General features: G+C 40.5%; 5 protein-coding genes. All 5 read left to right on the top strand.

The annotated features are described in order from the left end of the window. Window positions 1-72: 72 nt before the first annotated feature. The 5 genes from N7E81_RS01590 to N7E81_RS01570 all read left to right on the top strand — a co-directional run bounded on the left by N7E81_RS01590 (window position 73) and on the right by N7E81_RS01570 (window position 13,589). A complete protein-coding gene (locus N7E81_RS01590; protein WP_263051530.1) occupies window positions 73-5,697 on the top strand; it encodes a hypothetical protein in 5,625 nt (1,874 codons plus the stop codon). Window positions 5,698-5,709: 12 nt separating this feature from the next. Continuing rightward, window positions 5,710-12,156 carry an RHS repeat-associated core domain-containing protein gene (locus N7E81_RS01585; protein ID WP_263051529.1) on the top strand — a complete coding sequence of 2,149 codons (6,447 nt, stop codon included), beginning with the start codon at window positions 5,710-5,712 and terminating at the stop codon, window positions 12,154-12,156. A gap of 8 nt (window positions 12,157-12,164) precedes the next feature. Continuing rightward, window positions 12,165-12,488, top strand: a complete 324-nt coding sequence (locus N7E81_RS01580; protein ID WP_263051528.1) for a MafI family immunity protein — start codon at window positions 12,165-12,167, stop codon at window positions 12,486-12,488. Between the two features lie 201 nt (window positions 12,489-12,689). Then, window positions 12,690-13,055 carry a hypothetical protein gene (locus tag N7E81_RS01575; protein ID WP_263051527.1) on the top strand — a complete coding sequence of 122 codons (366 nt, stop codon included), beginning with the start codon at window positions 12,690-12,692 and terminating at the stop codon, window positions 13,053-13,055. A 216-nt stretch (window positions 13,056-13,271) separates the two neighbouring features. Continuing rightward, a complete protein-coding gene (locus N7E81_RS01570) occupies window positions 13,272-13,589 on the top strand; it encodes an HNH endonuclease signature motif containing protein (protein ID WP_263051526.1) in 318 nt (105 codons plus the stop codon). Window positions 13,590-13,608: the final 19 nt, after the last annotated feature.

Raw genomic sequence — 13,608 nt, 5'->3', positions numbered from 1 at the left:
GTATCTTATGCCCTCACCTCTGGGCCTACGGCTCCCGAAGCCACCAGCTTCGAGCCGATAGATACCACGGATATGGTGAACCTACAGACGGGAGATTTTACTTACAACATTCCTTTGCTAGAAGTGCCTGGGCCATCCGGAGGCTACCCCTTGTCTCTTTCTTATCACGCGGGCATCATGCCTGGAGAGGAAGCTTCGTGGGTAGGGTTAGGCTGGACTTTGAACCCCGGGGCGATTAATAGGACGGTGAATGGCTTCGCTGATGATCATAAGGACGTAACAAATACAAATAGATTCTTTTGGGAAGGAGGGGAAAGAACTAGTGTCGAAGTTGGGTATACTTTAGGGATTGCAGGGGTTGGTGGTGCTACAGTAGGCCTTGCCGTGGGGCATGATACTTATCAAGGTTTTGGAGTTGGCGGTTTCGTAGGCTTTGGGGTTTCGCTTGGACAAAAAGACAGCCCACTTAGTGCAGGAGGACGAGTTGGTGTTGACCCATGGGGAAACCCATATGCAAGCGCAGGTCTTAGTGTAGGCACGGGTAAAACAGAGTCTACAGGTATGCAATTGTCTGGAAGTGTAGGTATTTCTACAAATTTCAAATCCGTGTCGGGTTATTCTGGTGTGGGGGTGAGCTATGATTATGGAAAAGGTAAGGGATCGTCTAATATGATGGGTGCTTCTATTTCCTCTGGGTCTGGTGGAGCCGCTTCGCTTTCTGTGGTTGGAGCATCAAATGTTGGGAATAGTAAAACAGGAAAAATCAGCACATCTGGAATTAGCTTTACGTTACCAATTCCTTTTTTGCATTTAGGGTTCAGAAATCAGCGTTACTGGATTGATGAGATAGAAAATACAGCAACGAATGGGTCTTTGTACTACCCTACATATGAACGAACTGATTGGCATTATTATGATGACAAGGCCTATGATACATACTCCTTGCTTGATCCAAGTGAAAGTGGTGGAATCGTTGACAACCCTGATCCAGATAAGGTACTAGGAGGATCCTTCCCAAGCTATGATCATTATAGCATTAATGCTCAAGGCATTTCGGGTAATATCCAACCCTATATTTTCAAAGGGTATTTACACCGCCAAAACTCAAAAGATGATGATAGATATAATACCATTCATTACTCGAACGGCGTACATTCTAATCAACTGGGTTTTAGGTTTATAGGTGATTTTTCAAATCGTTTTTTGTTTGATCCCCCTAGTTTTACAAACGGTTCAGATTTGTTGAATTTTGATTTTAATGATGCGGCTTCAGAAGTGACGGGTGACGGTGAGCTGGCAGGGATGATTGACGGGAAACTGGCTGGGTCAAAAAACATTGAATATTTTACAAATTATGAAATAAAGTTTAATAACGCTCGTCTAAAAAGTGTTGGGTTTATCGATACCAATAGTTCAGGGTTTAATAGAAATGGAACAAGTAATCACCAAATAGGAGCATATGTGGTCACTAATGAATCTGGGGTAAAATATCATTTCTCTTTACCAGTATATGCTTCAGAAGAATATCAATATTCAGAAAAAATCACAGGAGTTACTACTTTTAATGAGATTATAAAGCCTAAGGAGTATGCTTATACTTGGTTGTTGACAGGTATTACTGGGCCAGATTTCGTTGATAGAGGGGTAATAGGGGAGTTTGATGAAGAAGATTGGGGGTATTGGGTGGAGTTTGACTACGGTAAGTGGACGGAAGACTATGTATGGAGAAATCCTGATTTAGGAACCCACAAAGATTTAGACACAAACTTTGAAAACTTTTCCACAGGTATCAAAGAAGTATATTATTTGGATCAGATCAAGACCAAAACACACACGGCTGTTTTTGTGAAAGACATCCGTGACGATGCTAAAAGTGCAATTAGACATTTCAAAAACAAGTATGGCACACCTACTACAGACGATGAGAAAGAGGGGAGTTATAAACCTAAAATTATAAACACAAAAATATCCCCTAGGACTTTTGATAATGATGCTATATCTATAGATACCCGTTCATTGCCGGTTAGTAGTTTGAAATTGAAGGAGGTTTATCTGTTTAAAAATGAAGACCTTTTTGGTTTGGACAAAACCGTTGGTAGTCAACTGGGGCAACAAATGACTTACGACTGGTCCTTAGTATCTAATAGCATAACGGGTGAGCGGGTGGTTAAGCAACATTTACCTGACAATGTATTGGATGCATATGATTTGACAGACGCTGTTGGGAAAAAGGCCATTAGGGTCATTGCTATCGGCAACACCAATAAGCCCGACGAAGGCGCACTCTGCCCCGAAACTATTAATAGTTATCCAACAAGCCTGATCAATAGCTCACCAGTTACGATTCCTTTACAAGGCAAACTAACTTTGCAACATATTTCCTTCAAAGGTAAGGGCGGGGCGGATCTTATTCCTCCGGTTAAGTTTAATTATGAGTTGGAGGAACCTATCTATGGACAAGGTAAGATCGAAAGAGAAGGAGCTACTTCTTATTTAATGGAAACTCAATCAGGGTTGCAAAAAGGCGATATTATTAAGTTATCTGAAGGAGCAGTTAATTATTATGCCCTTATTCAGGATGATTTAGGCATTAAGCTCAAACTAAAAATACTCGGACGGAATCAGTTTGCAGATCAAGTGCAGGTAAGCTGGAAGCAAACTAAAAACCCACCATATGATGGGGAAGCTCATGATATCTGGGGGATGTATAAATCGAACTATTATGAGCATGGTAAGAATGAAAATTTAGCAAGATTCACATCTAAGATATCTAGTGAAAGTGTTGATTCATGGAGCTTATGTTCTATAAAAACAAGTTATGGAAATGAGGTTAGGGTTGAGTATGAACATGATGAATACATAAAGCCTGAACTATATAATCAAAGTTTATTAACGGTCGATAAAATTGAATTGGGTTCTGATCCTAACATATTGAAAATTTTTATATACGAAGATATCTCAAATTACAAAGATTTATTAGAGGAGTTGTCATTAAATGTTACTTTTTTAATGAAAAACAAGGAGTATTCAAAGCCTTTATATCCTACGGAATGTATAATGTATACTTGGGTGAAAGATGTATTTGAGGTTAATAATTATTTGATAGAAAATTCCAACATACTTTCTGTTTACAATGATCATCTCGAAATAAACAACGAAGAACTATTTGAACTATTATCAGGTGAAGGTGAAAGACTCTTAGAGTTATATACAGATGTGGCTAATTGTAATAACTATAATTCGACTGAAACAGTATTTATGGGAATATATGAGTATGAAAAAAATGAGATTGTTCAAGGAAATATATTTACTAGTAACAATACAAGTACATTGGGCGGCGGGCTTCGCACAAAGAAAATTTCGATTTTGGACCGGGTAAAAAACATAAAAAGTAATACTAATTACCAATATGAGAAAGGTGTTACTTCATTTGAGCCAACTGATCTTGGTGTTATAGATTTAACCAAATTATTGGCACTGAAAAATGCCGCAAGTGGACATATGGATGTTTATGAGAATGCTGAAAAGGAGTTTAAAAAAGCTGTTTATAAAAATTTCGATTTCCTGTTGACCAACTCAAGGGAAATTCCAGCCCCAGGGGTTATGTATGGTAGGGTAACCGTTCATGAGTCTTTTACTAATGGAGAAGGGAAAGAAAGTTTTGCGCCGACTTATTCCACATACGAATTCCAGACCTTTGAAGATTACATGGTAGATTTTGATTATCAACCATTCCCAGATGAAGATGTTACTCTTGAAAGGTTATATCATGATCCTATCTCATGGACTGACAAGGTGAGGCAACGAAGAATAACTATTAGTGATTTAACGGCACAGGTGGGCACACTCAAATCGATATCGCGATATGAAAACACCGATGGGGATAATGAAAAATCAAACGATCCTTTAATGGCTAAAACTATTAATCATTATTTATCCGATACATATACAACACTATTTGATAATAGAGATGTGATTGTTGGTGATGGGAAAGGAGGATCTATAAATCCATATAAAACGTTGTCTGATAAGATAGAAAGTCAATTTAGTAGTCAAGGGATGATACAAGAATCCTATGTGGATGCTAGGTATGTCAGACAGGAAGATTATACTATAGAGGTGAGAGATTATGACGTTGATGTTGGATCATACCAGAATCGAGATGTTCACCCTTACCATTTATTGGGTGTTATATCTAAAAAGGAAAGATATCCATTAATTCAGACAGGTCAAACCAGCATTAATTATAAAACAGGAGTTACTACTCGTACATCTAACTTGGGGTTTGATTTTTATTCTGGTGCTGTTACAAAAACATTAACGAATGATGGATATGGGAATGTTTTTTTGTCTGAGATTATTCCTGCCTACCGAAAGTATGGAGGTGTAGGGGGTATGGGCTTAGCCATCCACAGAGGCAAAAACATGCTCACGCAGGAAGCCGCGAACTACACATATAAAGTGTCAAGTGAGAGTGATCTTACTAAAGAAGCATTGGTTTCTGCTAGTATTCAGACTTGGGCCAATCAAGTAAAGAACATTACTGCTAATTCTAAAGCGGCTTCAATAGTTAACCAGTATAATTCTAGTGAACAAACATATACACCCGTATTAAAAGCAGATAAAGGTTTCTGTTTTAATGGACAAATACTGGAGTTTAATACAGGAGGAAATATATATAATCTTGAATTAGGAGATTGGAGTGATAATTTATTGGGGTTTGAGATTCTTGATTTGGATGGAATAGATTTTGAGTCTAATGATAATCATACAGGCATAGCCAAGTTGTTAAGCTCTGATTCATGGCGAAAGCATAAGGGGTTCAATTATACAGCAGGACAGAGCAATTTGAAAATTGCTAATGAGGGTCTTATAGCCTATACAAGCGAAGATCATCCTCCGTTTTACTCGTGGAATACCGATGACAGTCGTGACAACGAATTATGGCAAAAAACCTCCGAAATCACGCTATACGATCGCTACTCTCATGCCTTGGAAGCCACAGATGTAAACGGCAACTTTGCTGCCACCAAGATGGATAGCAAGCAAGAGAAGGTCTTGGCCATCGTAGCCAATGCATCTTATAGTGAATTTGCGTATTCGGGAGCAGAAGACGAGGTAGTAAATGGCTACTTTGGTGGTACTGTATCTCAGGGAGATGCAACATTATACACAGCAAGTGATGACGATGACGAGAACGTTCATACAGGGGAAATGAGCCTTTCAGCCAGTCCGGGCTCTAAGGTATTCCGCTTTGAAGCTTCGCTCACCCAATCAAGAAACACCAAAGTAAGTGTTTGGTCAACTCAGAATGATGGATTGATCAAATACAGAGTAAATGAAGGCGAAGAGCAAATACTAACCCCAAAGGTTAGGCAAGCGGGTAACTGGTATTTATTATCGGCGCATGTTCCTTCACAGAGTCCAGGGGATCAGCTTAAAATCTGGTGTGAGGTTGGAGGAAGCACTGCTTACTTCGACGACTTCCGTGTCCACCCTATCGATGCCCCCATGACTGCTTATGTCTACAATAGTTATGATGAATTGACTTTTGTGCTGGACAACAACAATTTGTATACCGAGTATGAATATGATGATATGGGGAGGCTATCGTCTACCTACCGAGAGTCGTTCAAGTATGGTCGTAAGAAGGTGAGTCAGTATGATATTGCCTATAGTGTATCCGCTAAAAAATAAAGGTATTTCATCATGAAGAATTTTCTGACAGTCTTTTTTATCGTATTATTTTCAGGCAGTGCGTTTTCACAATACAACCAGTCTTACTTTCTTTTTTTTGGAGGTGGCAACTACTGTGCTACCTCTCAAGGGCGCTCATTGTATTTGATTTATCAATATGACCCAAGCGACATTCCAAGTAACCTGACATTTGAGTTGTATCGTACAAGTAATTTATCTTCTCCAATCTCGGTGAAAAACACTAGTGCTGCTGATATGACTTACGCCTTTACGCTTTATTTCAATGATGGAGCTATCGGTGATTCGGGGCCTAGCGAATATGGAGAAGGGAGTTATCGTGTGAAATTGAAAAGACCAGGTTATGCTGATTATTGGCTGACTGATACTCAAGTGATTACTAAAAATCAAGTTGCTCAAGCCTATGTAAATATCGGATTTAACTATACGGGAGGCCCAATATGTGAAGGGAATCTTCTCTCCTTTACGTCCAATACAAATTTGAATGCTAGTCATTATTATTGGAATCTATATACCCCTGGGGAATTAGATGAAACATACACCAATCAAAATTTTAGCACAACAAAATTTAAAAGTAACAGCATATTGTCTTTAACAATTTATGGAACCTTGGGAAGCTGTATGACTGGCTCATCTCCGGTGACTGCAACTTTTACGAAGAACATGTTGCCAACTTCAGTATTAAGTATAGAAACGCCTTCTGTTTCTATTGTATCGGATAAACTTGTGGTTTGCGAAGGAGAACAAGTGTCTTTTTTTGTTGATAATAGCAGCCACGGGGGGATATCACCCACGTATGACTGGAAAGTAAATAACTCAACAGTCCAAAGTGGAATAAACTCTAGTTGGTCTAGCACTACACTTCAGAAAAATGACGTAGTTTCTGTTGAAATGACTTCAAGAAGGAATTGTATAACCTCGGGAAAGGTGACGAGCAATTCGATTCAGTTGGAATTTATACCTACTTTGACCAATTTCACATTAGGTGGCTCCTTAGAAAACCTGTGCCCTGGAATCAATGCACCTGAATTGCAGATTACCAGTATCTATAGTCAACATGGAGATGGTTATCAGTATGATTTTGAAAATATTCATTGGTATAGAAAATCCGATGTAACTACCAATGGGTATTTTGTTGAAGTCTCGAATGATTCCGGCCTCAATACCATTTATGTAGCGCCCGCTGGGCATAATCAATACTACGAAGGGGATCAGTTATATGCAGAGTGGAAAAATCCAAGTTGTACGTATAGTGTAAAAACGAACACGCTGGAAGCTTCTATGAGAGAAATACCAGAGCCAATAGTTGATATTGATATGCTAAATCATCCAATATGTAAGGATGAGGACTGGGTGCTAAATGGGACATATGAAAATATGAGTATTCGACCTGATTCCGAATATTGGATTTCTGGAGGAAATACAATTAGTATTGGTAGTTCATTTACATTCACCCCAGAGGAAAGAGAGATGTTGCTAGTGGATAATAGAATCGAATATCAGGTTAGTGGTACTAAATGGTGTGAAAGTACATATAGGCAATATTCCTCCGTGATTAATCTTGATGATGTTTTTGATCCCGTTAAAGGGATACCCCCTTTAGATATAAATTATTTTTCATGTGTTGGTGAAGATGTAGTGATTGAGCCCATTAAAGTGAAAGGTCAAGCTATTGTTTTTTTCGATGCCAATAATCAGGAGATATCGGATGGTACTACGAGCACATTGAATTTAGATCTTCTTCCAAGTGATGAGGATTATATTTATAAGTATAAATATTTGCCTTTAGGTTTGTGTTCAAGATATAGTGACGATTTTGGTATTATCACTGTCGATAAGGATGTGTATTGTGATAAACGTTTTAATTATACTACAGTAACGAGTTATAGTCCTGAATTAAATGAGAGTGGTGCGCAAGTAGTAGCATCAGCTCAAAGAGTCTACTACGATCAGATGGGAAAGGCATTGCAGTCCCAAGTATTCAAGCCAGAAGAAGACCTAGTGATGGCGAGTGAATCGCTATATGACGTGTATCAAAGAGTTGTTGGAAACTCTTTGATGGCACCTATTACCACTCCTTATGGCGATTGGGACATGGATGGATTTGGGTACAAATTAAAGTTGATTACAGAACCATCTAGTCAGGAAAAATACACGACGATCCACTTCGACGGTGCAAGAAAAAACTCACCAGAACCAGTAGCCAGCACTACCCCTGGCACACTAGGCTGGTACTACAGTGCCAACAATACCCTCGAAGACAACGTGCCACAGACCAATTTTCCCTATACCCGTACCGACTTCTACGAAGACGGATCAGGAGAAGTGAAACGATCCGCAGCACCAGGAGATGCTTTGCACATGGGCTCTGGTAGAGAGAGTGTCTCCAAGACCTTGCCCGTGGGTGATAAAAATGAAGAATTACCAAATTACAATGCACTACGGAAAGTTATACTTGGGCTAGAAAGTGTGCCCATATTAGACAAAGTGTACAAGCAAGTATCTATCGATCCTGATCAGAAAGAAGTGGTGAGCTATCAGGCCGAATCTGGCACAATAGCCACTGCTATTGTTGAATCTGCTGCGAGTCATGTCGTTCATTTTGAGTCTGATGTGGATGAAGACGATCAGCGCATGCCCTTAGAGATCCATATTCCAAGAGTAATTGACGCGGTGACTGGAGAAGAACTTGATACTGAAATAACTTTAACCAACCCAGAGTCATTGAGTGTTCACAACAAAATCTTGGATGAAACTCCTCAGTCCTATTCATTGGCGAACAATAAAATATCCTTACCTAAGGGAATTTATAGTATAAAAGGAGTGGAGCGAGTCGCATACAATTCACGTTACACCGAATACAGCTACAACTTCTACGACAATGCCGGGCGACTGGCAGCAAGCATGGCTCCATTAGGAGTAGAGAAAATCATGACAGATGGTGTGCCTGCGACTAGAACCGCTTTGACCTACACCACATTTTATAGCTACGATTTCCAAGGTCACCTCATAGAAATGAGCGAACCAGACGCAGGCATTACTAAATACTTGTACCGAAAGGATGGCAGTATTCGCTTTTCAGAAAATCAGAAGCAACGGGGTAGCAGCTATTCTTATACCTGCTATGATGCTTCCGGCAGGCCTGTTGAGTCTGGTCAGTACAAAGGGACGGATACCTTCGGGTCGAAAAATAATCCGACTATTTTGGAAACTAAGGGAATGAGTGGATATATCAATGATACTGAACGGGTAGACTGGGTAGAGACCTATTATGATGTAGCTGATCCAGATTTAGTATGGAAGGGTGGAACAAATAATGACCTGACTGATTATATGAAATCTTGGTTCGATGCGTACTATGGTGAGGTCTATATACACCCAGGAGGGTTAGACAATGCCACCGCTGCATCGGCCTATGCACAAAACTACACACAGGACTTTCTCGAAGGAGCAGTATCCTATACGAAAAACAATGACGTAACTACCTGGTACAGCTACGACGAGTTTGGTCAGGTGACTTTCGTCGTGATGTATTACAAAAACATGGGTGCCAATGGTCGGTATTTTACTATCGATTACCAATACGACTATTTTGGAAATGTCGAAGAGGTAGCCTATCAAAAACACCTTGTTGGCGAAAGCTTCTACCACCACTACGAGTACAACAAAAATCAGCAGCTCACCAAAGTATATACCTCTCAAGCTGGAGAAGACGATCCGTACAAGTATCTACATGCGACCTATCACTATTACCTGCACGGCCCACTCAAAAGGGTCGAACTAGCAGAAGACCTGCAAGGATTGGATTATATCTATACCGTACAAGGCTGGCTCAAGGCGATCAACAACCCAAATAATAATAATGATCCTGGAGAAGATGGTTCGAATGAATTCTTCCACGATGCTTTCGGGATGGAAATTGACTATTTTGATGGTGATTATACGGCCGCAGTAGATGATAAACCCAATGATCAATATGGAGGCAATATCAGAGGAATCACCTGGGGGCGAGAAGGATCAGAAGAAAGTGTGAAAGAAGAAGTGATCGTAACGGGTCTGGTAGACCACCTTGAGGAATCACTGGATGCTCCACTGACAGCTGATGCGATTGTTGAGGCACAAAACAGCATCGAATTCCTCCCTGGATTCGACACCAATGGCTATGGGCTAGATGCGCAGTTGAATCCGACGGCACAAATAGAAGGTGAAATGGTCACTGAGGTGGTACCAATGGCCATCGATGCACAGCAGTACGAATATGCCTATGACTTCAAAAATCAACTAAAAGAAGCAGTATACACCGCTTCCACAGCAGATGCCTCGGCTTACAAAGTGACAGGCGCGGACAATGGAATCGGATACGATGCCAATGGCAACATCCAATCTTTGAAGCGATACGATGAAGAAGGAACTGTGGCTGATGACCTGAATTATACTTATGCTTATGAAAATGAGGGAACCGAGCACCCCTTTAGAGACAATAACAATCAATTGGATAAAGTGAAGGATGGAAGCGAAATCTATGCAGATTACCAGTACAACGAAATCGGGCAGATGACTGCAGCCATCGGTAGAGGAGACTATGGCGATCAGTACTTCGACTATGATGTGACAGGCAAAGTAATGGGTATATATGGAAGTGAAGCAGACAAAAACAATAAAGAGAATGCACTCGCCTCTTATCAATACGACGATCGTGGTTTCCGTGTACTTAAAAAAGTAACCGTAGAGGATCAGACAAAAGAGACCTGGTACGTCCGCGATGCCTCCGGCAATATCATCGCGATCTATGAAACCAAAAATACAGGCCTTGAGCTATCCGAGCTCCCGATCTACGGGTCAGGCAAGATCGGAACGTCCTTCCGCGATGTACAGAAGCACAAATACAACTACGAACTCACCGATCATCTGGGCAATGTGCGCGCTGTGGTCTCCAAGCTCAAGTTTTTTGAGGTAGCCACGCTAGAAGACGAATACCAGATGACAGAGTCGGCAGTATTCGAAAACCTCAATACCTACAAGCAGCAAGACATGATGTTCAACACCACCAATATCAATGGCAACGAAAGCCACTCGGTTCGTTTGGATGGAGTGAACGGCATAGTAGGCCCTGCGATGTCCAGAGCGGTGAATAAAGGGGACAAGATTGCGTTTAGCGTGAATGCCATGTATGACGATGGTTTCTCTAGCACAGGACTAGCCAGCGATATGTTTGGCCTGATCGCTGGAGCCTATGGAGTGAGCACAGGAGGAGAGAGCCAGCAAGTCTTCGACGGGCTCAACAGCGCCGTGGCCTCTGCTGCAGGCTTTTTGGCGGCACCACCTGCGGGCGTACCCAAGGCCTACATCCAGTGTTTGGTCTTCGACAAGGACTTCAACGACATCACGCCAGCCGATGCCCATGCGATGGTAAGTGATGCAGCAGCAGGCCACGCCAGCACTGCAGAGACGATCAGCCAAGAGATAGAAATGCCCGAGGATGGTTATATTTACATCTATGTGGCCAATGAGACGCAGGAGGCACAGGTCAACTTCGACGATATCACCGTAAGCATACTAGGCTTCGATATTTCAGAGATGACCGACTACTATCCTTTTGGCTCGGTCGCGAGCCAGTGGAGAAATCCTCAAGAGAAGGATTACAGGTTTGGTTATCAGGGGCAGTTTGCTGAAGAAGACAAGGAGACTGGGTTCAATCACTTTGAATCTAGAGAGTACGATCCAATCATTGGGAGATGGATGATCCCTGATCCGGCCAGACAATATCCTAGTCCTTATGTAGCAATGGGTAACAACCCACTTGGTTTAATTGATCCAAATGGAGAAACAAGTAAGAGTCCAAGTGAATTAAATGCTGCTGCATATGGAGATCAAGCTAGTGCTTTTTCGGTGGCTAATGTTGGAGGAATGGGTTCTGCAATCCGTCAATATACAATGGCCCATATGGAGTATGAGCCTTCTTTAAATGCCTTAGATATGGTTAAGGATTTTGGTATGGAAGCCAGATCTTTAATTATGGAAGAGGCTTCTATGGCAATTGTCAGTGAAGTAGCTGCTATTGGTCTTATTTCCTCTATTTCAAAAGGTTTTCGAGCTGCACGATACGTCAACTTAGCAAGTAAGTCACGAACTGCTCACATTATCGCTGGAGATGCGACAGGTGGTGGACATGCTTGGTTTGGAAGTTTGAAGAGTTTTTCAAACGGAATTAGAGGAAAGAAAACAATGTTTCCAGCAACATGGAGTCATAAAAAAATTATGCATGCAGTTTCTGAAGTTGTGACGAGTAATCCATGGGTTCAACAAACTGGTAGGGCTGGCGAAAGGTTTACAAGAAGCGGACAGCCTGTTAGATATGTAACCGATGGTGTTTATGATGGGTTAAGGCTAAGAGTAATTAATACTGGTAATGAGGTAATCACAGCATTTCCATTAAGATAGAAATGAATATGTTAAAAAAGTTAATTTCAACTTTGATTGATACTGCTAGGACTTTGGGGTTAGGTGTATCGGATTTAGATAATGCCCAAGACCTACTTGATAATAGAGAGTATGGTCTTGCTTTTGATACGATTATTACTCAGTTATATGAGTACGAAATTGAAATTGATAAGGAACTTTATGATCTAATTGATAAGATGGCTCAAAAAATGGATATTTCGGAAAGTGGATATTCTTTTATGCAAGAGCTTATACGTGAGGAGAATATTGTTCCCAAGCCCGTAAAGGATAAATTGGCTGAAATATTAAAAAATATAGAGGTCAGCAAATAACCCCACTAGGTGTAGAATGAAATCCCAATCGTGTATTACGGTTGGGATTTTTTGTTTTTAGCGGTTGGTAAACATAAATCACTTCACATTTTTAAAGGAATATGTGAAATGTATAGGAAATTGTTAAGGGAATGTTAAGGTATTGTGGAAAACTTATAGGAATGAGTAAGGGAAGTACTTGGTAAATGGTTATATTTGTATATGTTGAAATTAGAATTTAAGTCACCTCAGAGTGCTACTGGTGTAGTAAAGGCAACTGTTCATAAGAGCGGAAAGCTTGGTTTTTCATCAGGAGCAGCAAAAGTACTTAGTTTATCAACTGATAGTAGATTTAAAGTAGCGGTGAATACAGCTGATGAAGAAGATAAGAATCTATACTTAGTAGGGAGTGAGGGAGATGATAAAGAATTGTTTAAGGTAAGTAAAGCAGGTCAATACTACTTTATAAGAATTAAACATATACTTGATGAGATGGGTGTAGATTATAGAGATGGTAGAATTATCTACGACATAGTAAATGAAGAAAATGAAGGAATGAAATACTATAAGCTGGTCAGACGGAAGTAAGCATATAGTAGAACGAAATAAAAGGTAATAAAAAACCCCAGAATTGGTTGTCGCCTTATCCCGGGGGTTTAGTGAATGTCCATTAGATGTGGTAGTCTATAAGAAGCATTGCTTCTTTGTCGGATATTCAATTTTGATCAAATATAAAGACTTTTTTTATAAGTCGTTTGAGCCGGGGTAAGGAGACATATTATAAATATTTAAATATTAGTAATTATGTCTTACAGAGTAAGAAGCACTTCTAGAGGTGGTGCAAACTTTGATGCAGCTACAGTACAGGCTGTATGGGAAAAAGGAAGAGTTGTAACAGGTTACGACCCTTCTTATGTTAGAAAAGATACTTGTGGTGCATTGATGCAACGTTCCGAGTATGGGAACACCAACTCGAAATTTGGTTGGGAGATTGATCATGTAGTACCAGTATCAAAAGGAGGCTCAGATGCGCTTAGTAATCTCCAACCCCTGCAATGGGAAAATAATCGTCATAAAAGTGATGATTACCCAGGGTGGAGCTGTAAAGTGAAAGCCGCTTAAAAGATTAGCCCGGTATATC

The sequence above is a fragment of the Reichenbachiella carrageenanivorans genome (genome assembly GCF_025639805.1).
Taxonomy (GTDB): domain Bacteria; phylum Bacteroidota; class Bacteroidia; order Cytophagales; family Cyclobacteriaceae; genus Reichenbachiella; species Reichenbachiella carrageenanivorans.
Note: the sequence above shows the minus strand (reverse complement) of the source record. Positions and strands in the feature narration are given on the sequence as shown.